At 40.4% G+C, this 24,688-nt stretch carries 25 protein-coding genes and 1 riboswitch; of the genes, 13 read left to right on the top strand and 12 right to left on the bottom strand.

Going from position 1 to position 24,688, the window contains the following annotated elements:
- Nucleotides 1–41 precede the first annotated feature (41 nt).
- The 4 genes from ACFQ4X_RS16050 to ACFQ4X_RS16035 all read left to right on the top strand — a co-directional run bounded on the left by ACFQ4X_RS16050 (nt 42) and on the right by ACFQ4X_RS16035 (nt 4,915).
- Nucleotides 42–539 carry a PTS sugar transporter subunit IIA gene (locus ACFQ4X_RS16050; RefSeq protein ID WP_379836813.1) on the top strand — a complete coding sequence of 166 codons (498 nt, stop codon included), beginning with the start codon at nt 42–44 and terminating at the stop codon, nt 537–539.
- A 239-nt stretch (nt 540–778) separates the two neighbouring features.
- Nucleotides 779–1,732: an aminoimidazole riboside kinase gene (locus ACFQ4X_RS16045; RefSeq protein ID WP_379836811.1), complete on the top strand. Its 954-nt coding sequence runs from the start codon at nt 779–781 to the stop codon at nt 1,730–1,732.
- A 345-nt stretch (nt 1,733–2,077) separates the two neighbouring features.
- Nucleotides 2,078–3,460 (top strand): glycine--tRNA ligase, encoded by a 1,383-nt coding sequence (locus tag ACFQ4X_RS16040; protein WP_379836809.1) that lies wholly within the window; start codon nt 2,078–2,080, stop codon nt 3,458–3,460.
- 351 nt (nt 3,461–3,811) lie between these two features.
- Nucleotides 3,812–4,915 carry a M24 family metallopeptidase gene (locus tag ACFQ4X_RS16035; protein WP_379836807.1) on the top strand — a complete coding sequence of 368 codons (1,104 nt, stop codon included), beginning with the start codon at nt 3,812–3,814 and terminating at the stop codon, nt 4,913–4,915.
- 252 nt (nt 4,916–5,167) lie between these two features.
- Here the strand turns inward: ACFQ4X_RS16035 and ACFQ4X_RS16030 are convergent, their stop codons facing one another.
- A complete protein-coding gene (locus tag ACFQ4X_RS16030; protein WP_379836805.1) occupies nt 5,168–5,638 on the bottom strand; it encodes an 8-oxo-dGTP diphosphatase in 471 nt (156 codons plus the stop codon).
- A 96-nt stretch (nt 5,639–5,734) separates the two neighbouring features.
- Here ACFQ4X_RS16030 and ACFQ4X_RS16025 point away from each other — a divergent pair, with 96 nt between their 5' ends.
- The gene (locus ACFQ4X_RS16025; protein ID WP_379836803.1) at nt 5,735–6,337 is read left to right on the top strand and encodes a TetR/AcrR family transcriptional regulator; all 603 of its coding nucleotides are present in this window, start codon (nt 5,735–5,737) and stop codon (nt 6,335–6,337) included.
- A gap of 66 nt (nt 6,338–6,403) precedes the next feature.
- Complete coding sequence (locus ACFQ4X_RS16020) at nt 6,404–7,666, top strand: MFS transporter (protein ID WP_379836801.1); 1,263 nt, start codon at nt 6,404–6,406, stop codon at nt 7,664–7,666.
- 26 nt (nt 7,667–7,692) lie between these two features.
- Here the strand turns inward: ACFQ4X_RS16020 and ACFQ4X_RS16015 are convergent, their stop codons facing one another.
- The gene (locus ACFQ4X_RS16015) at nt 7,693–7,875 is read right to left on the bottom strand and encodes a DUF6954 family protein (protein WP_379836799.1); all 183 of its coding nucleotides are present in this window, start codon (nt 7,873–7,875) and stop codon (nt 7,693–7,695) included.
- Between the two features lie 21 nt (nt 7,876–7,896).
- A complete protein-coding gene (gene trhA, locus ACFQ4X_RS16010; RefSeq protein ID WP_379836797.1) occupies nt 7,897–8,538 on the bottom strand; it encodes a PAQR family membrane homeostasis protein TrhA in 642 nt (213 codons plus the stop codon).
- A gap of 157 nt (nt 8,539–8,695) precedes the next feature.
- Between trhA and ACFQ4X_RS16005 the strand changes: the two genes are divergently transcribed.
- Nucleotides 8,696–9,568, top strand: coding sequence for a GNAT family N-acetyltransferase (locus ACFQ4X_RS16005; RefSeq protein WP_379836795.1), 873 nt, complete (start codon nt 8,696–8,698; stop codon nt 9,566–9,568).
- On the opposite strand, the gene ACFQ4X_RS16000 is transcribed toward ACFQ4X_RS16005, so the two are convergent.
- The gene (locus tag ACFQ4X_RS16000) at nt 9,569–10,036 is read right to left on the bottom strand and encodes an NUDIX hydrolase (protein WP_379836793.1); all 468 of its coding nucleotides are present in this window, start codon (nt 10,034–10,036) and stop codon (nt 9,569–9,571) included.
- Between the two features lie 102 nt (nt 10,037–10,138).
- On the opposite strand from ACFQ4X_RS16000, the gene ACFQ4X_RS15995 reads away from it, so the two are divergent.
- Complete coding sequence (locus ACFQ4X_RS15995) at nt 10,139–11,104, top strand: YbgA family protein (RefSeq protein WP_379836791.1); 966 nt, start codon at nt 10,139–10,141, stop codon at nt 11,102–11,104.
- Here ACFQ4X_RS15995 and ACFQ4X_RS15990 read toward each other — a convergent pair.
- A complete protein-coding gene (locus ACFQ4X_RS15990) occupies nt 11,081–12,025 on the bottom strand; it encodes an AEC family transporter (RefSeq protein WP_379836789.1) in 945 nt (314 codons plus the stop codon). The genes ACFQ4X_RS15995 and ACFQ4X_RS15990 overlap by 24 nt on opposite strands.
- Nucleotides 12,026–12,110: 85 nt before the next feature.
- Here ACFQ4X_RS15990 and ACFQ4X_RS15985 point away from each other — a divergent pair, with 85 nt between their 5' ends.
- Nucleotides 12,111–12,608 carry a Crp/Fnr family transcriptional regulator gene (locus ACFQ4X_RS15985; RefSeq protein ID WP_379836787.1) on the top strand — a complete coding sequence of 166 codons (498 nt, stop codon included), beginning with the start codon at nt 12,111–12,113 and terminating at the stop codon, nt 12,606–12,608.
- A gap of 88 nt (nt 12,609–12,696) precedes the next feature.
- Nucleotides 12,697–13,197, top strand: a complete 501-nt coding sequence (locus ACFQ4X_RS15980; RefSeq protein ID WP_379836785.1) for a hypothetical protein — start codon at nt 12,697–12,699, stop codon at nt 13,195–13,197.
- A 43-nt stretch (nt 13,198–13,240) separates the two neighbouring features.
- Here ACFQ4X_RS15980 and ACFQ4X_RS15975 read toward each other — a convergent pair whose 3' ends face one another.
- On the bottom strand, nt 13,241–14,071 hold the full coding sequence (locus ACFQ4X_RS15975) for a glycerophosphodiester phosphodiesterase (RefSeq protein WP_379836783.1): 831 nt from the start codon (nt 14,069–14,071) through the stop codon (nt 13,241–13,243).
- A 240-nt stretch (nt 14,072–14,311) separates the two neighbouring features.
- On the opposite strand from ACFQ4X_RS15975, the gene ACFQ4X_RS15970 reads away from it, so the two are divergent.
- Nucleotides 14,312–15,277, top strand: a complete 966-nt coding sequence (locus tag ACFQ4X_RS15970) for an HD domain-containing protein (RefSeq protein WP_379836781.1) — start codon at nt 14,312–14,314, stop codon at nt 15,275–15,277.
- 14 nt (nt 15,278–15,291) lie between these two features.
- Here the strand turns inward: ACFQ4X_RS15970 and ACFQ4X_RS15965 are convergent, their stop codons facing one another.
- From ACFQ4X_RS15965 to ACFQ4X_RS15945, 5 genes are all read right to left on the bottom strand, one after another.
- A complete protein-coding gene (locus ACFQ4X_RS15965; protein ID WP_379836779.1) occupies nt 15,292–15,990 on the bottom strand; it encodes a queuosine precursor transporter in 699 nt (232 codons plus the stop codon).
- A 4-nt stretch (nt 15,991–15,994) separates the two neighbouring features.
- Nucleotides 15,995–16,039: riboswitch (PreQ1 riboswitch) on the bottom strand.
- Between the two features lie 160 nt (nt 16,040–16,199).
- Nucleotides 16,200–16,877, bottom strand: coding sequence for a DUF4352 domain-containing protein (locus ACFQ4X_RS15960; RefSeq protein ID WP_379836777.1), 678 nt, complete (start codon nt 16,875–16,877; stop codon nt 16,200–16,202).
- An 83-nt stretch (nt 16,878–16,960) separates the two neighbouring features.
- On the bottom strand, nt 16,961–18,322 hold the full coding sequence (locus ACFQ4X_RS15955) for an alkaline phosphatase (RefSeq protein ID WP_379836775.1): 1,362 nt from the start codon (nt 18,320–18,322) through the stop codon (nt 16,961–16,963).
- Between the two features lie 137 nt (nt 18,323–18,459).
- Complete coding sequence (gene ald, locus ACFQ4X_RS15950; RefSeq protein WP_379836773.1) at nt 18,460–19,590, bottom strand: alanine dehydrogenase; 1,131 nt, start codon at nt 19,588–19,590, stop codon at nt 18,460–18,462.
- Nucleotides 19,591–19,961: 371 nt separating this feature from the next.
- The gene (locus tag ACFQ4X_RS15945) at nt 19,962–21,194 is read right to left on the bottom strand and encodes a PucR family transcriptional regulator (protein WP_379836771.1); all 1,233 of its coding nucleotides are present in this window, start codon (nt 21,192–21,194) and stop codon (nt 19,962–19,964) included.
- 119 nt (nt 21,195–21,313) lie between these two features.
- Here ACFQ4X_RS15945 and ACFQ4X_RS15940 point away from each other — a divergent pair, with 119 nt between their 5' ends.
- Complete coding sequence (locus ACFQ4X_RS15940; RefSeq protein ID WP_379836769.1) at nt 21,314–23,017, top strand: M3 family oligoendopeptidase; 1,704 nt, start codon at nt 21,314–21,316, stop codon at nt 23,015–23,017.
- Nucleotides 23,018–23,438: 421 nt separating this feature from the next.
- Nucleotides 23,439–23,972, top strand: a complete 534-nt coding sequence (locus ACFQ4X_RS15935; protein WP_379836767.1) for a DUF420 domain-containing protein — start codon at nt 23,439–23,441, stop codon at nt 23,970–23,972.
- Nucleotides 23,973–24,027: 55 nt separating this feature from the next.
- Here the strand turns inward: ACFQ4X_RS15935 and ACFQ4X_RS15930 are convergent, their stop codons facing one another.
- On the bottom strand, nt 24,028–24,651 hold the full coding sequence (locus tag ACFQ4X_RS15930; protein ID WP_379836765.1) for an NAD(P)-dependent oxidoreductase: 624 nt from the start codon (nt 24,649–24,651) through the stop codon (nt 24,028–24,030).
- Nucleotides 24,652–24,688 lie beyond the last annotated feature (37 nt).

The raw sequence follows: 24,688 nt of genomic DNA, 5'->3' as shown, positions 1-24,688 counted from the left end.
TAAATTATAAGATAAGCAGACGGAAAGGTGAGTGAAGTGATATGTTTAATAAATTGTTCGGAAAAAAAGAAGTGAAAAAAGAAGAGACGATTGTTGCTCCTTTAACGGGTAAAATCGTATCAATAGAAGAAGTACCAGACCCAACATTCTCTCAAAAAATGATGGGAGACGGGATTGCGATAGAGCCAACAGAAGGTGTAGTCGTAGCACCTGTTGACGGAGAAATTGTGCAGTTTTTCCACACAAAACACGCGATTGGTATTCAGTCTGAATCTGGCGCTGAAATCTTAATCCATGTGGGGCTTGAGACGGTGAACATGAACGGTGAAGGCTTTGAAGGACACGTCAATGTTGGAGATAAAGTAAAAGCAGGCGATAAACTACTGACTTTTGACTTAGATCTTATTAAAGAGAAAGCAGCAAGCACGGTGACACCGATTGTCATCACAAATGGAGATGCCGTTGAATCTCTGGATAAGCGCGCTGCTTCAGAAGCAACAAAAGGTGAAACGTCTCTGCTGCAGATTAAAATGAAATAGAGAAAAAGATCAGGCTTCTTTTGCCTGATTTTTTTAAAAGGCTCTATTCTGAAAGATTGTTGCTTTTGGTATTTTACGCTCCATTGCCAGGTTGATTGGAGTGGAAGGTGCGAGACTCCTGCGGGCTCACCGCACGCCCCGCGGAAAGCGAGCATCCTGAAACGGAGATCAACTACTTTCCAAAACAACAATGACTGCGCAAACAGCCTTTATCAAATAAGAAAAAGGGGGAGGCAATGATGAAAAAAGGAATTATCTCTTTAGGTGAAGCGCTTGTTGATTTTATTCCAACCGATGAAACGAATTCATTGTATTATAAGCGTCCCGGTGGTGCTCCCGCTAATGTAGCAGTGGGTGTCGCACGCCTTGGGTCAGATGCAGTTTTTTTAGGTAAAGTTGGGGAAGATGTACTCGGTGATTTTTTAATTGATACTTTGAAAAGTTACGGTGTAAATGCGTTTCATGTGTATAAAACCGATGCTGTGCGGACGGGAGCTGTTTTTGTAACCTTATCTGAAAAAGGAGAAAGGTCTTTTGACTTTTACATTGATCCGAGTGCCGATCGCTTCTTAGAAGAAAAGAATATACAGCCTAGTCTTTTCAAAGATAAAAAAATCTTTCATTTCGGCTCTATTTCCTTGATTGCTGAACCATCCAAAAGTGCGACTGAAAAAGCCGTTAAACTCGCAAAAGAGAACGACATGTGGGTTTCCTTTGATCCGAACTTAAGGCTTTCGCTATGGAAGACACCTGCTTTGGCACGTGAAACCATTCTTTCCATGCTCCCTCATGCAGATATTGTTAAACTTTCAGAAGAGGAACTAGAATTTATTACAGGATTAAAAAAGGTTGAGGAAGGTATTAAAGTCCTTCAGCAATACGATATACCCTTACTTTTTATCACCCTCGGAGATGACGGCAGCTATGTGGTAACAAAAGATGGCGGTGAGTATATTCCGGCAAAAGGTGTTGCAGCTATTGATACGACGGGAGCGGGAGATGCATACGTTTCAGGTGTATTGCATCTGTTAAATGAATACCAGGGGACACTTGAAGAACTTACGCTCGACGAAGCAGCAGATATGGCGGTTTTCGGCAGTATTTCAGGTGCGCTTACGGTATCGAGTAAAGGTGCAATGACATCTCTTCCAACATTGGAACAAGTTAAAGAGGAACTTGCACAATTGAAGTAACAAATGCATATAATAGGAAAATATTTTGACTAATGTTTTTGTTTTTTGGTAATATTACTTTATTATAAAACATGATATGCAGCCGTGAAGGATGAATAGTAGCTAATCTGACACTCTTTTAAAGCGAGCCGGGGGCGGTGGAAGCCCGGTAAGAGTCATTAGTGAAACGGCAATCCGGAGCTGTTTTTGAAAAGAGGATTCGTTTTACATACAACGGATCAACTAGGGTGGAACCGCGGGAGATACAACTCTCGTCCCTGGGCATAGCGCCTTGGGACGGGAGTTTTTTATTTTTATAAAAGACGAACTAATCCATAAGGCCAAATCCGAATGGGAGGAATTACAATGTCAAAAAACATGGAAACCATCACAAATCATGCGAAACATCGCGGTTTTGTATTTCCGGGATCTGAAATTTATGGAGGTCTTGCAAACACGTGGGATTACGGTCCGCTTGGTGTTGAACTGAAAAACAACGTGAAAAAAGCATGGTGGAAAAAGTTTGTTCAAGAGTCCCCATATAACGTAGGTTTGGATGCTGCAATCCTTATGAACCCTCGTACGTGGGAAGCATCAGGACATATCGGTAACTTCAACGATCCGATGATGGACTGCAAAAACTGTAAAGCGCGTCACCGTGCTGATAAGCTGATTGAAGATGCAGCAGATCAAGCAGGAAAAGAGATCATCGTAGACGGTCTTCCGTTTGAAAAGATGGAAGAATTAGTGAAAGAGTACAACATTGCGTGTCCTGAGTGTGGAAGTCACGACTTTACAAACATCCGCCAGTTCAACTTGATGTTCAAAACTCACCAAGGTGTAACAGAATCAAGTTCAAACGAAATATACATGCGTCCGGAAACAGCACAAGGGATTTTCGTTAACTTTAAAAATGTTCAGCGCACAATGCGTAAAAAACTTCCCTTCGGTATCGCACAGATCGGTAAGAGTTTCCGTAACGAGATCACGCCAGGTAACTTCACGTTCCGTACGCGTGAGTTTGAGCAAATGGAGCTTGAGTTCTTCTGTAAGCCAGGAAGTGAGATCGAGTGGTTCAATTACTGGAAAGACACTGCTGAAAACTGGCTGAAGTCATTAGGTATGACTGAAGAGAACCTTCGTCTTCGCGATCATAATGAAGATGAGCTTTCTCACTACTCTAACGCGACGACTGACTTTGAATATAAGTTCCCGTTCGGATGGGGCGAACTTTGGGGTGTTGCATCCCGTACAGACTTTGACTTAAAGCGTCACATGGAGTTCTCCGGTGAAGATTTTAACTACATTGACCAAGAAACAAACGAACGTTACATTCCGTATTGCATCGAGCCATCTTTAGGTGCTGACCGCGTAACGCTAGCATTCTTAATCGATGCTTATGAGGATGAGGAATTAGAAGATGGCACAAGCAGAACGGTTATGCACTTGCATCCTGCATTGGCGCCTTATAAAGCGGCAATCCTGCCATTGTCTAAGAAACTATCTGAAGAAGCAACTGAAGTGTTCAGCTCATTAGCTAAAGATTTCAATGTAGATTATGACGAAACAGGATCAATCGGTAAACGTTATCGCCGTCAAGATGAGATTGGTACACCGTTCTGTATCACATACGATTTTGATTCTAAAGAAGATGGCATGGTGACTGTTCGTGACCGCGACACGATGGAACAAACACGTGTAAAGATTGCAGACCTTAAGAGCTTTATTGAGGAAAAAGTACAGTTTTAACAAAAAACTCGTAAATCTTGTTGCTTTTAGATGTAGTTGATTTCCGCTCTAGGATGCTCGCTTTCCGCGGGGCGTGCGGTGAGCCCACTCGTCGCTTTGCGACATTGAATGGTCTCACCTGTCCCGCTGATCCCGCAGGAGTCTCGCATCTTCCGCTACAATCAACTTTCAAAGAAGCATATTCACTAAAATGTTCTAGAGCAACAACCTTTTAGAAATGAGCTTAACAGTAAAATAGAGCACACATTTGCGGAAGTAGATGTGTGCTTCTGTTTTTTTATTGAGGTTTCTACTACAATAGATAGTGAGAGATAATTTCATGCCTATGAGGCTTTTATTGGAGGTATACATATGAACGAAGGACGTATTCAAAAGGTTAAAGATTGGTTAAAAGAAGAAGGTCATTCGTTAGCTTTTATCCATACGACGGCGAATGTATTCTATTTGTCTGGACTCTACACGGATCCGCATGAGCGTGTGCTTGGTGTGGTTGTACTGCCAGAAGGTGAACCGTTCATGGTTTGCCCTGGAATGGAGCGTTCACAAGCAAAAGGCGCAGGCTGGACTTATGAGATCGTGGGATACAGTGATTCTGAAGATCCGTGGGCGAAGGTGCAGGAGACTTTGGCTGGGCGCGGTGTGACAGCAGCAACTTCTATTGCGGTGGAAAAAGAAACACTCCCATATGCACGCGGTGAAAAACTTCTTGGTATGTTTGAAGGTGCTAAATTAGTTGGGGCTGAAGAACTGCTGAACGAGCTTCGTTTAATTAAAGAAGAAGGCGAGCTTGAGACTTTGCGAGAAGCTGCACGTTTGGCGGACTACGGAGTAGAAGTTGGTGTTGCGGCGCTTAAAGAAGGCGTAACAGAAATGGAAGTGCTCGCGAAGATCGAGTACGAACTGAAGAAAAAAGGTATCAGCCAAATGTCGTTTTCGACAATGGTGCTATTTGGCGAGAAAGCAGGACAGCCTCATGGTAAGCCAGGCTTAAGAAAACTGCAGCATGGTGATTTTGTGTTGTTTGACTTAGGTGTTGTTCTGGATGGCTATTGCTCTGACATCACGCGTACGGTAGCGTTTGGTGATCTGGATGAAAAGCGCCGTGAGATTTATGATACAGTGCTTCAGGCACAGTTGAAGGCTTTGGAAGCTTCAAAGCCAGGAACGCGCATCGGCGATCTTGATGTGATCGCGCGCAACCATATTACAGAAGCGGGCTATGGAGATAACTTCCCGCACCGCATCGGACATGGCCTCGGAATCGATGTCCATGAATTCCCGTCCATGAGTGATAACAATGACGGCGTGCTGCGTGAAGGTATGACGTACACGATCGAGCCAGGAATCTATATCGATGACATCGGCGGCGTTCGTATTGAAGATGATGTGGTTGTAACCGCTGATGGGTATGAAACATTGACAAAATACCCGAAAGAACTGCAGATTATAAAATAAAATAGATGAAATAAAGGAGGATGACTCGTGATTGAGTCATCCTTTCCTTTTTAGTGGGTCTTGAGAGGGGCATTTGGCTGTGTGGTAGCTGTTTTCGGCAGTGCTGGGAGATTCAATCCAAAAGTTTTGGACGTGAATCCACAAAAAAGGGTGTTGGATCCACGAGTTTTGCCCCTGAATCCAAAAGTTTTACCCGTTTATCCACGAGTTTACATTCTTAGACATAGTTCGACATTGGTCATGCATGCTAAATCATGTTTTTAAAATTTGTACTTCAATCTGCTCATCTAAATCAGCATCCCACACTCTCTGTACTTCAAAAGTGCCTGCTACAAAGAACAAAGGGAACCTTTCTTTAAACCAGCTTTGCATAGGCAGTTCAGGAGCTTCAGAGATTGGTTCCCACACAAGCTCTCCTTCAGGTGGATCTTCCATCAATTCGCCATAAAACGTATCAGTCCAATAGTTAAACACCATGTACCGTACGTTTTTTTTCGGGTTAACATACTCATCGATTCCTTTAAAAACGAGATTGGAGACATCGAGTCCAGTTTCTTCTTTTACCTCCCTAATCGCTCCATCTACTAAACTTTCAGGAAAATCAATTTTTCCTCCAGGAGCTAGGTAACCAGGAAAACCTCGTTCGTCCGGACGTTTAATCAATAGAACTTTGTCTCCATTTTGGATCATACACATAGTAAAAAGCCGGTGTTCGACACTCATTATAATGTACTCCTTAAAAAGTTGTTTACTAATTTTAACATATCACATATAATAATGATTGATTAACCAATCATTTATAAAAGGGAGATCGTTATTTTGCCTTTATCAGACAAACAAATAAAAACGATGGAACAAAAACGGGAAAAAATTCTGCAACAGGCAATCATCTTATTTGCTGAACAAGGCTATGAAAGTACAACGATTGCAAAAGTCGCTAAAGCATCTGGTGTGAGTTTCGGGAGTGTTTTTACATACTTCGAAAACAAAGACCAACTATTTTACCATGCTGTTACAGAGCCGCTAAATACAGTTTTTAAAGTGGATCTTTTAGAATTTGATCCTGATGCTGAGGATTTATTGGCAGAAATTAAAAGTATGATAGACAAACATATTCGTATTTTTATTGAGATGCGTACGTATCTACAATTAGTAGTACAAGTAATTGGACAGCATACTAAGTTTCCTGAACCATTTAAAGAGCTTGATGATTTTAGCATCGAGTTTATTCAAAAGCTTATTCTAATTATTACAAATGCTCAAAGAAGAGGTATCCTTGAAGAATCTGATGCTGATTTAACAGCAACTGCTTATTTGGGCTTTTTATTAGGAATCAGATTAACTTTTACTGACTATGCTGTGTCACGCATCTGGGAAAAGCTTAAGATTCCGGCTTTTCAATTGCTATATCCGAAACGCTAAATGTGTTTCGGATTACTTTTAATCTAATAATGATTGATTAATCAATCGTAAAAAGGAGATACTTATATGAATTATTTTACGTTTCATCGCAACATTCAATTAAGGCTAGCTCTTCAATTTTTTACAACACTTGCTTCCTCAGCTGTAATCCCGTTCTTAGCGATTTTCTTTTCAAATCAGGTGGGTGAATTTGCAACAGGGCTCATGTACATCGGTGTGATTTTATCAGGAATTTCAGGAGCTTTGTTAGGAGGAAGACGTGCTGATCGGAAAGGACGAAAAAATACAATCTTATTATGTGAAGGAATGATAGGGATAGGTTATCTATTAGCAGGAATTAGTAATCTTATATTTTCGATATCGCCTAACACTAACTTTGTATTATTTATCATTATTTTGTTTTTTACTGGGATGGCAGGACCTGCCTATGGTGCCGTCATTATTGATTCGAGTACAAAGGAAAACAGGAAGGCTGTTTATACGGTCTCCTATTGGCTAAATAATCTTGCTGTCGCAGCAGGAGGTATAATTGGAGCTTTTCTATTTAAAAAATTTCCATATGAAATGTTTATTGGAATTGCACTTGTAGCTTTTCTCTCGTGGATTGTAACGAAAATATTGCTGCAGGACATCCATGTATCCGTAGCTGATACTAAAATCAATCAACAAGAAACTAAAAGTTGGCTTGAGAACTATAAGGAAATTTTATCAAATAAACAATTTATATTTTTCACTGTAGCGGGCTTGTTCCTTGTTTCCTTAGAAGAGAGCCTGACGACGTATATGGGAATTAAGCTTGTTGAAGAAATAAAAGATCCTGTTTCCCTATTTCCACTCACTGCTTTTTTTGAAGTAGATGGCTTCCAGCTGATTGGATTATTGAGAGCAGAAAACACGATTTTAGTCGTTTTGCTAAGCTTAGTGATAGCAGTTTTTTTGAAAAAGTATCAAGATCGTTTATTAATGCTTGGCGGAGGATTTTGTTATGCGTTTGGCTATATTGTCATCAGTTACAGCAGTTTTCCAGTTGTTCTCATAATAGCGATGTTTGTTGCAACAATTGGGGAGCTTGCACATATTCCGGCTAAGCAAGCTTATGTGGCTTCTTTAATACCTGATGATGCAAGAGGGTCGTATATGGCTGTTTATGGTTTATCCTTTCATTTCTCAGGGATTATTGCTGCATTATTCGTGATGTTAAGCGGGTTCCTGTCATCAGGTATGATTACCTTCCTCTTTACCATTATGGGTTCAATTAGTTTAATCATCTATTATGTTTTATTTCAATCTGAACAAGAAGAACAAAGGATCGAAAAAACAACAGCATAAAAAAAGAGCAGAGGTCATCTCTGCTCTTACGATAGTCTCTTCTTTAGCCATTTATAAACTACAAACAATGCAGCAAATATCAATAAAACAACAATCAACGTCAGCGTCCGTTCACCAGGCATCCCGTCTGCCATAAGCACGGGACCAAGACCGAAAAAGGCTACTAGCAAAAAGGCTAAACCAAAAACAATCCTCAGTACGATTTTCATTTTTGTCACCCCTTATCTATTCTATGACAGAGGCAGCACATAAAACATCATAAGAAAATGTAATACACTGCCAGCTAAAACGAACAGATGCCAAACCGCGTGGTGGAAAGGAAAGCTGCGCCATACATAAAAGATACTTCCGAGCGTATAGATGATTCCGCCTGCGACAAGAAGCTGAATTCCTTCAGAAGGCATGTTAGCCGAAATATCTTGAAGTGCAAATGTGATCAGCCAGCCCATTGCTACGTACCCAAGCGTAGACAATACAACAAACTTTTTTGTGAAAAAGACTTTAAAAACAACACCAAAGGCTGCTAGACCCCAGACGACTCCAAACAATGTCCAGCCTAGAGCACCGCCGACAACGATCAGCACGATAGGCGTATACGTACCAGCGATAAACAAATAAATCGCCGCATGGTCCATGATCTCAAATATATCTTTTACCCGTCCTTTAGGAAAAGCGTGTACGAGAGTGGATGCTGTATAAAGCGCCAGCATGGTTCCACCAAATACAGCAAAGCTTACAATATGAACAGCTGTTCCTTTCCAAACTGCAAACACAAGCAGGATGGAAGTTACGGCAACACTAAGCAGGACCCCTATACCATGCGTGATGGCGTTCGCTATTTCTTCACGTTTTGTAAATACATGTGTACTCATTCCGTTCACCTTCCTTTATGTTGTAGTAAGTATAACAGAATTCAATACCCTTTAATCAAATAAAGACTTTAAGATTTTATGAAAAAGAGGGAATCGATTTGTAAAAATTGAAATATATAGGATTACAGACTTTATATATAAAGAGAGGGTCATGGTCATGGAAGTAACACGTTATGAATCTATTCCTGCATTTTATGATGAAGTGGAAACGTTCTTGCTTGATCAGGAAGACCGAGCGCAGATTATGCTGGGGAATTGCCTGCGAAACAGAGATAGAGTGTGGGAGGCAGAAAAGCCATTCTTAGCGACAGTAAAGAAAGACGGAAAGATCATGCTCGCAGCTATGCTGATTCCTCCGTATGCCATCTTGCTTTTAGAAAAAGAAGAAGCAGACGGCGTTGCAGCTGCACCCCATTTAGCCGAATATCTAATAAAAGAAAATTATGCGATTCATAAAGTACATGCACCAAAGGCAGTTGGGAAAGCTTTTTCAAAGCATTGGACAGCAGCACATCAATTGGAAGAAAAAGTGCTTATGGATGTGCGCTTGTATACGCTGCAGTCTGTTATACAGCCGGCGGTACGTCCCGGGAAATTACGGCCAGCAACCGAAAGTGACTTAACGTTTTTACCGCAGTGGATCGTTGAGATGACGGGTGAAATTAATCAGCTGATGACACATGATGAAGCAGAAGAATATGCGAATACAAGAGTACAAGATGGCTTCCTTTTTATTTGGGAAGACGAAGGGAAAGCCGTATCAATGGCTTCTAAAACAAGACCCAATATTAAAGGTGTAGCGGTAAATCTTGTGTATACGCCAAAAGAGTTGAGAGGAAAAGGCTACGCCAGTGCCTGTGTTGCCGCATTAAGCGAATATCTTTTACAAGAGGGATATGAATTTTGCTCTTTATTTACTGATTTAGCGAATCCAACTTCAAATAAAATCTATCAAAATATTGGATATCAACCTGTATGTGATTTTGTTGAATTTAAGTTTAACGAAAAAAGAGCAGAGACACCGGCTTAACTACCGGTACTCTCTGTTCTTTTCTTTTTGTCCGAGATAATCATTTATGTATCGTCTAGAGCTCTTTAATAACCCTTCCGGAAGTCGTTCTACAGGAAAATAGCGAAATTCATAAGATTCCTCTTCATCTATTAAAATATTGCCTTTTACGTCTGTTGCCGTATATACCGCAGTTACGCAATAGAGTTCATCCCCATTTGGAACTTTTAAATAATGATCTGCTCCTGAATATACATGCAGCTGTGTTAGACCATCAATATCGAGACCCGTTTCTTCTTTTACTTCACGAATTGCGGTTTCTTCAAAACTCTCACCTAGTTCCATTAAGCCTCCAGGCAGTCCCCAGCCGCCATCTCTGCGGTGCTGCAGCAATATTTCTTCCTGTTCGTTTACAATGATAACAACCGAACCTGGTAAAATAAGCGGTGCACTTCCTACGTGTTTACGAAGATCCTCATAATATGCCATCGAACCTCTCCTCTCGTTAACCAACATTTTACAGAAATGATGATAAAATTTCACCTAAAAATGGAGACACTGTTAGAAAACAATGAATGAGGAGCAGGATGGATGGAAGCTTATGCAAGACCTAGAGTCGTTGTCAGCAAGTGTTTGGAATTTGACGCGTGCCGTTATAACGGTGATGTCATCTATAACGATGTGATAAAAAAATTAATGGAATACGTAGATTTTGTCCCTGTATGTCCAGAAGTAGAGATTGGCCTCGGAACACCGCGGGAGACGATAAGAATTGTAAAACAAGGAGAAGACCATTTGCTTCTTCAGCCTTCTACAAAAAGAGACGTAACAAAGGAAATGACATCGTTCTCAGAAAACTATTTAGCAGGTGTAAAGGAAACAGACGGTTTTATTTTAAAAACACGTTCCCCGTCATGCGGAATAAAAGAAGTAAAAGTGTATGCGTCAACCGAGAAAGGACCAGCAATCGGGCATGCAAGCGGGCTGTTCGGAGGAAAGGTCACGGAACTTTTTTCGCATCTGGCAGTTGAAGAGGAAGGAAGACTTAATAATTTTACGATCCGGGACCGGTTTTATACGAAACTTTTTACATTAGCTTCGTTTCGGCGTCTACTGCCCAAGGGGTTAAATGCAATAACAGACTTTCATAAGAAGAATTACTACTTACTGATGGCATACAGCAAACCGACTTTAAAGGTGATGAACCGGATTTTAAAAAATGTGAACGAGAATGGTGTGGAGAAGACAGTTGAGTTATATGCAAGAGCACTCCACAAATTGTTTAACCGGGCGGCCAGAAACGATTCAAACAGAAGTGTAGCAAAAGAAATATTCAATCGATTTGAGTCCAAGCTATCCGTAAGAGAAGTGGCTTTTTTTGAAGAGCTCATGCAAAAATACGCCAACAAGAAAGAGCCGTTCTCAAGTATTACCACACTATTAAAATCACACGCTATCCGTTTTGACGATAACGAGGTATTGCAGCAGACATTCTTTGCTCCATATCCTGAAATCCTGCTCGAGATCTCTGATTCAGGCAAGGGACGAGATTACTAAAAGAAAGCTGTATAAAGCCGGAATGGTTATACAGGAAAGAAAAGTGCTTAAAGCAACTCCAGCTGCTGCAAAGGTAGCGTCTTCTCCATATTGCTGAGCGTACATCGAGATCGTCGGGGCTGAGGGCATCCCAGCAACTAAAAAGGCGACCGCGAAAAGCTGAAACGGCAATGAAAAAAGCAGGAAGGGCAGTAATATAAGAGGAAATAGAATTAATTTGTAAAGTGAAGCAATCCAAAGGTGTTTATTTTTCAAAAAGAGCTTTAAATCAGCAAGAGGCATCGCGCCTAGTAAAGAACCGATTAACAGCATGGAAAGCGGCACAGTAGGTTTGCCTGTCAGTTCTAGCGTATTAGTTAAGACGGCGGGAAGAGTTCCTGGCAGAATCATTAATAATAGCCCGGCTAAGGTAGCAATAACCCCAGAATTCAAAAAGACTTTCCGCCATTGGACACTTTCGGCGCTCCTTGCAAACAGGTAGATGGCATATGTCCAGATATATAATAAATAAACGAAATTAAATAGAGTACCATGGAATACTCCCTCTTTTCCAAACAATAAAAAGCAGACAGCGATGCCAAGAAAGCCTTGATTGCCAAATATCATGATGCCTTCTAAGGCATTTTTCCTTCTAACCTCTATGTTCAATTTTTTCACGGTAAAAGAGGAGATCACAGATGAGACGATGAGCACAATAGCTGACAATAAAGAAAGCCAGCCGAATTGAATTAAATTTTCAACTGAAAACGTAACATCCATACCAAATAGAATAAGTGCAGGGAGAGTAACGTTTAATATAACGGCCGTTAAAACTTTTTCACTGCCCTCCGGCAATATTTCTTTTTTTCGAAGCATGTAACCAAACAGGGCAATGCTGTACAATAGTGTTAATTCCTGTGTGAAATAAGCGAACTGGTTCATTTTGTTTCCTCCTCCTATTAAAAGAGTATGGGCATGGGGTGAAATGGGTGAACACGATTGACGCAAAAGGGGGATGAAGTTCTTCATGTTTATAGCAAAAGGAGAAACTTTATTTAGACAAGGGGAAGAAGGACCTTTATTCAAACTTGATAAAGGATTATTAAAAATAGTCAGAGTCCATGAGGATGGAAGCCAGTTATTATTAAATTTGATTGTTCCAGGTGAGATGATTCCGCATCATTCACTTACAAGCCATAAAGAATACAATGGCTCTGCAATTGCACTTTTGCCTTCAGAGGTCACAAGAATTGATCCGGAACAGTGGTACAGGTCTTTAGAGGAAGATCCGAAAGTCTATAAAGAAGTAGCGCATCTTTTAGAAACAAAATTAAGAATGATGCAGCAAAGGATTAATCAGATGTCGACATTAACTCCTGAAGGAAAGGTCGCAAAGCTTCAAAAGTGGTTTGCGAGTTATTTTCCTGAAGTGCCTGTTGAAAAGGTTTTGACTCAGGAGGAAATCGGTCAGTTTGTTGGACTTAGAAGAGAAACAGTCAACCGGGTTTTGAAAAAGCTGAAGTGAAATGTCAAAGAATTTACATACATATGAACGCAAGAAATTCACTCCTTTAACAAATGATACAAGTATAAAAGTTAAGGAGTGATATAGGATGAAAAAGATCTTACCAGCCGCACTGGCTTTTGCTTTATTATCTAGTGGATCTGTAACGGTATTTGCACAACAGGCGGATAACGTTCAGGTTGTAAAAGAGAAAAGGGAACATCATTTCAGGCACATGAAAAACTTTGAAGCCGAGGTACATAAGGCGAATGATCTAAAAATAGAACGGCTGGAAATAAAAAAAGAGATTGTACAAAAGAAGGATAAACTGTTCAGCCTTCATGTAAAAGCTGCTGAAGGTGGCAATAAAGAAAAAAGAAGCGGGAATAAGGCAATCTGGCAGGATATGAAAAAGATTCATGAGGACTTGAAAGCCTTAAAGCAAGAAGCGCACAATACCAAAAAATCTATGCATGAAGCAATGAGAGCTGATGATGAAAAACTCGCAAAAGAAAAAATGATACAGTGGCTGAGCATTAATGAAAAGATAAATAACAAACTTAGTGAAAAATCTCAGAAACTCGATGAGATCATAGAGCAATACAATTAAACAAAAAAGTGTTGAAGCGCCTCTAACGCCTCAACACTTTTCTTTATTCAGCTTTATGTGAAGGAGGATAATCAGGATAATCTGTAATAATACCATCTACACCGGCATCGAGCAGAGGCTGAACTTCTTCTTTTTTACGTACAGTCCAAGCCATGATACCCATGTCACGCTCATGAACTTCATTTACAAGGGAGGAGTTAACGAGGGATTTGCTTGGATTCACATACTCTGCATATGATGCGAATTCATTCAGTTTTTCTTCGCTTAAATCAGTTGCACGTCCTGTAAGCAAACCAACAGGGACGGTTGGCAAAAGCTCGTCCATCTTTTTCATAGATTCAAATTCAAATGACTGAACGATAATTTTCTCGTTGTTAGGAAGATGCATGTTGCGTTCCTTTAATGCTTCAGCCACTTTCTGTTCAATGCCAGGATAATAATAAGTAGCTTTTAATTCAATAAGAATACCTGTCTTACCCCGAAATTCATCAAGTACTTCTTCAAATGTAGGAACTTTTTCTCCAGCAAATTCTGGTGCGAAATAACTTCCAGCATCCAACTGGCGAATCTCTTCGAGCGTATGATCTTTTACATATCCAGTGCCATTTGTTGTACGATCAAGAGTTACATCATGGATGACGACAAGTTCCCCATCTTTTGTCTGCTGTACATCAATCTCGATATAATCAGCTTTCATATCAACACCTTTTTGAAAAGCTGCCATCGTATTCTCTGGCGCATATCCCGACGCACCGCGATGAGCTACTGTCTCCACTTGATCTGATGCTTCATAAGCGAATGTTGCGGTAGTGAATAATGTACCGATAAGTCCCATTGAAAGAAGTGAAGCGGCTGTCATTTTCTTTACGTTCATCTTTCCATCCCCTTTGCACTGGTTGTGTGTGTATCCTGCCTGCCTCATGCAAACAGGCAGGACTCACAAGACTTATGCTATCAAAGGCACTTTGGAAAAGAATGGTCAGATATTCCCTACAATTCTAAAGAAAAAAAGGCCATATAGAGCAGGAATCTTAATAAAACTTACTTTTGTAAAGAGGGGGTGAATGACGTTTCATTTATGTTAAGATGACAAAGACATAAGGGGGTTAAATAAATGCTTGTTGAAGATGAAATTTACGGTGAGTATGAAGTTGAAGCTGTGTTCCAAGACCTTATTCAATCCAAGCCTGTTCAGAGATTGAAAGGCATTCATCAAGGCGGAGCTTCCTATTTGGTTAACTCAAACTGGAATGTAACCCGATATGAACATTCCATTGGTGTTATGCTTTTAATTCGCAGGCTGGGTGGATCGATCGAAGAACAAATCGCTGGAATGCTGCATGATGTATCACATACAGCGTTTTCTCATGTAATCGACTTTGTTTTAGAGAATGAATCCGAAGACTTTCACGAGGAAATCTTTGAAGAGATACTATTGCAGTCTGAGGTGCCGCAGATCTTGAAAAAACATGGCTATTCAATAGATATGATATTTAGGGGAGATTTTCCGCTTCTAGAACAGCTGCTTCCTCTTCTATGCGCTGATCGAATAGATTATACGCTTAGAGACTTAAATCGATACAACTACATAACTAAGGATGAAGTAGAAGTTTTTTTGCCGAGTCTTTATGTGAAGGACGATGTAATTTGTATAAAAGGTATTCACCATGCAGAATGGTTTGTTCAGGCATATTACAAAGAAGTGCAGGACTTTTTTATGAACCCTCTCAACGTTTATGGGTATGATAAATTGATTAAGTTACTGCAGGAAGCTTTGCGGGCAAAAGTGATCACTAAAGATGATTTCCTGCTTACAGATGAAGAAGTTCTAGAAAAAATCAAGCAATCTGGGGAACATGAATTGATTGGACGATATGAGGAAATTATTAAGCCTGTAAATCTTCAAGAAAATGAAAAAGAGTATGAAATTCATTTAAAAGGAAAACCTCGCTTGATTGATCCAACGGTGATTGACAGTAATGGTATTGCAGCAGCATCCGAAATTTCTTCTGCAGTAAAAGAGATGAATGAAAGAGCGAAAGAAAGAGCGCTAAAAGGTAGTTATATAAAAGTGATATAGAAAAAACCAGGCGATTAAATGCCTGGTTTTTGAGTTTCTTCAGTGTGTTTGAAGCCTCTAGCAATATAAATAAATGGAGTAGATGCCGCAGATACAATAAATTTAATCACATACGTTGTGAAGAAGATTTGAAGCCATACGTCCCATGAGAAGACTCCTGCAAATGCAATCATACAAAAGATGAATGTGTCGATAAGCTGACTAACCATTGTACTGCCGTTGTTACGAATCCAAAGCTGATCTGGACGAGAAAACTTCTCTCTTAATTTAGCGAATAGCTTAACATCAAGGTATTGACTGACAAGATAGGCTGTCAAGCTTCCTAGTGCCAAACGCGGCATAAGACCGAAAAGAGCTTCAAGGTGCGGCTGGGCAAAATCACTTTCATGCGGTTCAAATACAAGAACCAGCTGCATGATGATTGTCGTCATAACAAGTGTGAAGAATCCAAACCAAACTGCTTTTTTAGCTTCTTTTTCTCCGTATTTTTCGTTTAGCAAATCCGTTGCTAAATAAATCGTGCCGTAAATAACGTTTCCGAGTGTCATAACAAGACCGAACATCTCGATCGTTTTTACGACCTGCAAATTAGCTAAGATAGTTGCGGCAGCGATCCAAGCGAATAAACCTGCTTTTCCAAACCACTTATAGCACAGTAAGAAAAGCACGAAATTCACAAGTGCAAAACCTACACCAAAATAAAAGTTAAACATAAAATTCCTCCTAGTTTTGTTAACGCGGGAGTTTTCGAACCGCGAAAATACATAAATTACAACAGTTTCCCATTATAAGTCAGTTTATGTTAATAATCAATCACTAGAATGTTCCTGCAGCAGTTTTTAAATAGAGAATAGCAGTTCCGAAAATTCGACAAAAATTTCCCGGAAAATAAAAAAACACCCCAAAAAGGGATGTTTTTTATTTAATTAAAGTTCACCTCAAAAGAAAGGGGATCTGAGATTTTCTTTTTCTCATTGTTTAAGACTTCACTTGACTTAATAGTTATAGTTTTAATACTCTCCGGATCTGTATCCTCTAATATAAAACCTAGACTACCGACTTTTACTTCACCTGGCTTGATTTCGCCGTTCAGCTTTTCTAAATAGAAATCTTCTTTCCAAGTTACTTTCTCGCCTTGGTCGGTCTTGATCTCAGAGACAGGAGCAAAATGAACGGGTTTGTTCCCGTTATTTTTGATTCGGACATTTACTCTCACATACGGAAACTCTTTCTGCTCATGCGTGTAGCTGTGAAAAAAGTCAATTAAGTCTACAGAAGGCTTGTACTGTAATACCTTTACCTCTGATAGGGTAAGAGAGATTAAGTCAGCCTTTTGTTCCTCATCTAATTTCTTGTATTTTTTTAATGTCACAATGCCATCAGGATCTTCAACTGACTTATTTACTTCTGAAAGTTTGGTATCATCAGGAGCTTGAGGGCTGTCTGTGAATGTCATCTTATCCGAGTTTTTTTCAGTATCCTTTTGTTCCGGTTCTTCTTGCTGTGTTTTATCTTCTTTATTCTTTTCTGTATTGTCATCAGAACAACCTGTAATAAGTGCTGCTGTTAAACCCAGTATCATCCAACCTTTAAAAGGCACGGAAAACACCTCCTAATAGATAAGCATCCCGTAGTATAGACAACGGGATGCTTTTTAAATAGAGTACCCAATAAAAATTGAGATTATTTTTTGATAGCAGATTTGCTCTTTTCAAGGATAGCAAAGATTTCTTTAGCTGTATCTGTATTGTCGATCTTACCAGTAAAGTTCTCCATGCCAGGACCATAAGCGTAAACTGTTACGTCTTCACCAGTGTGTCCATCAGTCGTCCAGCCTGTACCAGTACGAAGATCAAAGATTTTCTCAATAGCGTTATCGATTTCTAATACATCGCCGCTCTTTTCTTTCGCGTCTTTTACAGAATGAACTTCTTCTGGTGTAAGTTCAAGATCGATATATTTCTTTAGTGTTTCTTCAACTGGTGCACCTTCTGCAATTTCTTTTGCGATGAAGTCAGGTGTTTTCTTAGCAGCTTTAATCGCTGAAGGATCCCACTTGTATTCACCGTCACGGCCCATTGCCATACCGCCTGTTGAGTGGTCAGCTGTAGCGATAACTAATGTGTGCTTGTCCTTTTTAGCGAATTCAATTGCAGACTGGTAAGCTTGTTCAAAATCTTCCATGTCGCTCATAGCTGCAACTACGTCATTGTCGTGTCCAGCCCAGTCGATCTGACTTCCTTCAACCATTAAGAAGAAACCTTTATCATTCTTGTTTAAACGGTCTAGTGCAGAATTTGTCATTTCTTTAAGTGAAGGCTGTTCTGCCGGACGGTCAATCTTTTTATCCAAGCCTTTAGGAGCGAAAAGACCAAGAATTTGTTCGTTTTTATCATTAAGCATTTCTTCTTTAGATGTTACATAAGAATAGCCGTCTTTTTCAAATTCTTTTGTAATGTCACGGTCTTTACGAACAAAATAGCTCGTTCCGCCACCTAATAGAACATCAACCTTGTGTTTACCATTAATCACATCATCATAGTAATCATTTGCAATTTCATTATAATTCTCACGAGATTCATCATGAGAACCGAAAGCAGCAGGAGTAGCGTGATTGATCTGAGAAGTAGCAACTAATCCAGTTGACTTACCATCTTCTTTCGCTTGCTCTAAAACAGTTTTAACGTCTTGTTTTTCCATATCTACTGCAATGGCCCCATTATATGTTTTGATACCTGCTGACATTGATGTTGCTGCAGCTGCTGAGTCCGTTATACTCTCTTTTTCATCTGAAGAGTATGTTGACTGCATTCCAACCAAATGCTTATCAAACGCTGTGTCTTCCATCATTGGTGTTTTTGGGTCATCTTTAAGTGCGCGGTATCCTGTTGTGTAAGTTGGACCCATACCATCACCGATTAAAAAGATAACGTTACGGATTTCGTTTTCGTCTTTGTTCTCTGCAGAAGCATTATTGAAAGCTAAGCCGCTTACGGCTAGCGTAGATGCAAGTGCAACTGTTAAAGCCTTTTTAGAAAATTGCATATTAGAACCTCCTGAAATGATTTGGTCACTCAAGGAAATTATATTTGGATAATATTAAGAAAAGGTTAGTCAATTGTTAAGGTTTCATTAAATGTAAAAAACCTCCCAAAATAGATGGGAGGTTTGGAAATTAATTATTATACAGTTTGAACCGCTTTTTCTAGAGCTGCTTCAGGAGCTACATAATCGTAGCCAAGGTCAGCTGCAACTGCTTCATACGTTACAAAACCGCCAGCTGTGTTTAGTCCAGCTTTTAGTGATGGGTTATCAGCGATTGCTTTTTGTGCACCTTTGTTAGCGATTTGAAGTGCATAAGGTACTGTTACGTTTGTAAGTGCGATCGTAGAAGTACGAGGCACTGCACCAGGCATGTTCGCTACTGCATAGTGAACAACTCCGTACTTGTCGTAAGTTGGGTTGTCGTGTGTTGTGATGCGGTCAACCGTTTCAAAGATACCGCCTTGGTCGATAGCTACGTCAACAACTACAGATCCTGGAGTCATGGCTTTGATCATTTCTTCTGTTACAAGCTTAGGTGCTTTTGCTCCTGGGATAAGTACAGCACCGATAACTAGATCAGATTCAGCAACTGCTTGTGCGATATTTAATGGGTTAGACATTAATGTTTGGATGCTGTTTCCGAAAATATCATCTAATTGGCGAAGACGATCTGGGCTAAGGTCGATGATTGTAACATCTGCTCCAAGTCCGATTGCTACTTTGGCTGCGTTTGTACCTACAACACCGCCTCCGATGATTGTAACTTTACCGCGGCGAACTCCAGGAACACCTGCAAGAAGAATACCTTTTCCGCCTTTTGGTTTCTCAAGGAATTGTGCACCGATTTGTGCAGACATACGTCCTGCAACTTCGCTCATTGGTGTTAATAATGGAAGAGTGCGGTTAAATTCAACTGTTTCATAAGCGATTGCTGTTACGCCGCTTTCAGTCAGAGCTTTTGCCAATGCAGGCTCAGCTGCTAAGTGAAGGTATGTAAACAGAATAAGATCTGAACGGAAGTACTTGTATTCAGAAGCTAGAGGTTCTTTAACCTTCATTACCATTTCTGCTGCCCATACATCTTTAACATCTTCTAAGATTTGCGCGCCTGCTGCTGCATAATCTTCGTTTGTAAATCCGCTTCCTTCACCTGCATTGTTTTCAACTAATACAGTGTGGCCTGCCGCTGTTAGCGTCATTACACCTGATGGCGTGATCGCAACACGGTTTTCGTTGTTTTTAATTTCTGCTGGAACTCCAATAATCATTTGTGAATCCTCCTATATAAGTAAACTCGTTGAGTGCGTTTTCAATTGTGGTTTCAGTATAAAAGGAGGAGAAAAGCTTTTCATTGTTAGGAAACTAGAAAAACAAAAAAAGCATTTGTGATAATTCACAAATGCTTATTCCCAAGGGGTTCTTTTTGTAAATTTTGATAGTGCTTGGCAGTATTGATTTCCGTTCCAGGATGCTCGCTTTCCTAGGGGCGTGCGGTGAGCCTCCTGCCGCTTTGCGCCTTTAGGAGTCTCACCTGTCCCCCTGATCCCTCAGGAGTCTCGCACCTTACACTCCAATCAACTTTTCAAAGGTGAGTTTTCAAAAACGATTCAATAGCAACAATCTTTTAGAAAAAACTCTTTCAGAACAACCTATTTATTTTAAAATCTAGGTAGATCATGATTTTCTGATGAGGACTTTTCAGATCGATGTTGGTGATTTCACCGATTCGTTTTAACCGGTAAAGCAGTGTATTCATATGGATATGAAGCACTTCTGAGGATTTATTTAAGTTCTCATCCAGTGTCAGATAGGTCTCTAATGTGTGATAAAGCTCTGTCTTATGAAGCCGGTCATATTCCTGCAGTGTTCTAAGCATTTCGTTCTGATAGCCTTGTCTTTGTTGTTTTTCATAAATCGTATCTAAAAATTGGTAAATGCCAAGTTCGTGATAACCGGTTAAAGAAAGTGTTTCGCCACCGAGCTTTTCTTGAACAGCCAAAACACTCGATGCTTCTTTATAGCTTTTCTCTACTTGTGAGAACGATGTAACTAAACTTCCGTAGGCTGCTTTTATTTCCGAGACAGAAAATCGCTCTTTCATATGAGTGAAAAATGACTCAACGAAGGATTTCGCCAGATCGAGCGGCTGTTCTTTCCCGACCGGGGAAGCGAGCAGCAGCATTTGGTTCGAGTCGGCTGCAGATAAAAGGACATTAATTTTTTGATTAACAGCACCCAGATACAAGATATCTTTTTCTAAGGCAGGTGTAATCTCTTCCTCCAGCTGTAATATAAATACGGTAGCAGGGAGAACTGGCAATATATTTAGCTCATGCAGTTTTTCCAGAATGCGTTCCTCTTGAGGAAGGTTGCCGGTCAGCATCTTCCAAAAAAGCTCCTGGCGGTTTTCTTCCTTCTTTTTTGTTCCGATCTGCATTTGAAGAAGCTGGCTTTTAGCGGATACAGCAGCTAACTTTAAGAGATGCATGTCATCGGTGGTTAACTTTTTCTCAACTTCAAGAACCCAAATATACCCGAGGACTTCGCTGTTTTTCCTGATGGATACAGCAACTCGGTCTCCGAGCCCGACTTTTTGAATGGAACTTACCCGAACGGGATCATCACTTTCCTGCAATCGTGGTATCACTCCGTCTTTCCAGAGGCTGTTCACGACTTTTTCAGGAACACGCCGTCCGATAATCGTTGCGATTCGTGCAGGGTCTGTGCCGTCTTCATGCGTACTGTATGCAAGAAGACGATGGTTCTGATCTTCAATGGTAACAGGGCATGACAAGACATCACTGATTTTATCAGCTAAATTTTCGAGACTCCCGAATGTGCCTTTAAAAGGATCTGTTTGAAACTCTTTCATCTGTTCTCCCGCCTTAAACTCTTCTACCTTTATTCTACCGAAAAAGTAAGGGATATTACAGGAGAAAGGGGGCGGTTTGTAGAAATTGGTATAATGCAAAATTTATAGGGGGCATCGACATGAAATTTAGTGAATTTACATATGAAAGACCAAATGTTGAAGAACTGAAAAAAGCTTTTGAAGAAGCAGTGCAGATTTTTCGTGATGCGTCATCAGCCGATGAACAGAACGAAGCAATGAAAAAGGTTGTATCACTTCGCAACAGCTTTGAATCAAAGGCGAGATTAGCGAAGATCCGTCACACGATAAACACAGAGGACGCTTATTATAAAGAAGAACAGGCATTTATGGATGAAAATCTTCCTGTCTATCAAGGCATGGTAACGGCATTTCATGAGGCGCTTGTTCAGTCTCCTTATAAGAATGAGTTAGAAAAGAAGTGGGGCAGCCAGCTGTTTCGTCTGGCCGAATTAAAGGTCAAAACATATTCAGACGCTGTACTTGAAGATTTAAAACTAGAAAATAAATTAAGCTCTGAATATGTAAAGGTAATGGCTTCGGCAAAAATCGAGTTTGACGGAAAAGAACTGACACTCGCTCAACTATCACCGTACAGCCAGTCTTCAGATCGTGAAACAAGAAAAGCGGCCAGCTTAGCTGCAAATGCATTCTTGAAATCGAACGAAGAAAAGTTCGATGCTATTTATGATGAGCTCGTAAAATTGCGTACAGGGATCGCACATAAACTAGGTTATAAAAATTTCACAGAGCTTGCTTATGACCGCATGGGCAGAACTGATTATAGTGCCGCAGATGTAAAGTTGTTCCGTGAACAAGTAAAAGAAATTATTGTTCCGCTTTGCACGAATTTAAGAAAGAAGCAGCAGAAACGTATTGGACTAAATGAACTGAAGTTTTATGATGAGCCGTTCAGCTTCACAACAGGTAACCCTAAGCCACAGGGTGATGCTGGCTGGATTGTTGATAAGGCAAAGCTTGTGTTTGCTGGGCTCGCTCAGGAAACGGGTGCTTTTTTTAACTATATGGCTGAAGATGAGTTAATGGATCTTGAAAGCAAAGCAGGTAAAGCTCCAGGCGGTTATTGTACATATCTTCAGGATTATCAAGCTCCGTTCATCTTTACGAATTTTAACGGATCTGATAACGATGTGCGTGTGCTGCTGCATGAGATCGGCCATGCGTTCCAGATGTACACGAGCCGTGGTTACGAAGTGCCGGAATATCAATTCCCGACACTTGAAGCTTGTGAAATCCACTCAATGAGCATGGAGTTTTTAACGTATCCATGGATTAATGAACTGTTCGGTAAAGATACGGAAAAGTATCTATACTCCCATTTAACAGGGGCTGTGGAATTCATTCCATACGGTGTTGCAGTGGATGAGTTCCAGCATTTTGTGTATGACCAACCAGACGCGACGCCGGCTGAGCGGCGTGCGAAATGGAGAGAACTAGAGAAAACATACTTGCCTCACCGTGATTATGATGGAGTGGAATATTTGGAAAACGGAGGATTCTGGCATAGACAGGGCCACATTTTCCGTTCGCCATTCTATTACATTGACTACACGCTTGCGCAAATTTGTGCACTTCAGTTCTGGAAGCGTTCTGTTGAAAACCGTGAAAGTGCTTGGGAAGACTATTTCGCTCTTTGTCAAAAAGGAGGAAGCCTTCCATTCACGAAGCTTGTTGAAGAGGCAGGATTGATCTCGCCATTTGAAAAAGGCTGTGTTTCGTCAGTTGTAGGAGAAGTAGAGAAGTTCCTTGCCACAATTGATGAGGAGCAGTTTGCAAAAGCTTAAATAAGTATGGGGATGAGAAGAAACCGGCTGAGTGCCGGTTTTTTTCTTTTTATATGAGAGAGTGCAGGGTATGGAGTGTGCGGAACTTGTCGAGGAGTGACATCTCGTGGATAAACAGCAAAAACTTTTGGATTCATGGTCCAAACTCGTGGATAAAGCAGCCAAATTTTTGGATTAAGCACCAAAAATTATGGAATCAACTGCAAAAACCGGTCTGTATACCTAGGGGCGTATCCCGATAAGGTTAGTTTCGGTAACCGAAACTGTACATTATTTGAAGAATTATTGACACTTGCACTGGGTATGCTGTTTTCAGCGGTTATTAAGTTTGGAATTAGAGTGCAGAATGGTAAAATGAAGTTGGAAACGTGTAGAAATGGTATGTGAAACTACATTTTGTTTTGAAAAGGAGTAATACACTATGGCTGAAACGAAACAGCGTAATTATACACCGCTCATAATCGGATTATCGATTGCGATCAATGCACTGGTTGCCGTGCTTTTCTTCTTGCCCGAGTATGAAGGGGAGATCGCGTTTGATGTTACTTTGCTGCCGCGATTGAATGCAATCTTTAACAGCTTTACATTCGTTTTTTTACTGGCTGCTCTTTATTTCATTAAGCAGAAGAACATAACGCTCCATAAACGGTTTATTTTTGCAGCGTTTACGAGTACGACTTTCTTTCTTCTTTCTTATGTGACGTATCACTATCTAACGGAATCGACATCTTATGGCGGAGAGGGTCCGCTTAAGTATATTTATTTCTTTATCTTGATCACACATATTCTGCTTGCGATTGTGATTGTGCCGCTTGCTTTGATTACTGTTACACGCGGATTGAACATGCAAGTGGAGAAACACCGTAAGATCGCTCGCTGGACGATGCCGTTATGGCTTTATGTAAGTTTAACAGGTGTACTCGTCTACTTAATGATTGCACCTTATTATGCATAAAAAGAGGCTTTTGCTGAGAGTTTTTCAGCAAAAGCCTTTTTTATGTCGCTTTATCTTAGTAAGCGATACCGACTCGGGATTCAGAGAAACGCGGCTCTTTTATAAGAGAAAAAGTGAAATGTGCAGTGTCTCCTGTGCTGATTTTGCTGCCGTCTAAAGGCAAGAAATCTTTTTCCACCCGATATGTTCCTGTGATATCACCGTCCGGAAGGTAAGTCGGGCAAACGATCGTCCAGTCCAAACCGCTCTCTTTTAAATGAGTATAAGCTTTGTGATGATCTTCAGCCGCTCTCGTTAATTTTCGCTTTGATTCTGAAGACTGATAGCGCAGCAAATCTGGTTCTGTGCGGCTTTGGAGTATGCCTGCCGTACCGACCGATATAATACGCGATATGCCTTCATTTTTCATTGCCTCTATAATAAACGGCATGCTTTCAGAAAGAACGTTTCCTCCGTCAGTAGACAGAGCACTGACCACCATATCGCTACCCGATATGGCTTCTTCTATCTGCTTTTTATTTAAGACATTTCCATTTGTATACGATATTTTTTCTAACATAGATGAAGGGACTCTTTCTGGGTTTCGAAGTAGAGCGTGCACCTCGATTCCATCTTGAATAGATAGCTCTGCAATCTTTTGTCCGACTCTTCCTGAAGCTCCTAATAGTAATAATTTCATGTGAATACCTCCTGCGGTTAGCCATCTTTATCATATC

Origin of the sequence: Fictibacillus halophilus (genome assembly GCF_042680145.1) — a bacterium.
GTDB classification, from domain to species: domain Bacteria; phylum Bacillota; class Bacilli; order Bacillales; family Fictibacillaceae; genus Fictibacillus; species Fictibacillus halophilus_A.
This window is presented reverse-complemented; position numbering and strand designations above follow the sequence as displayed.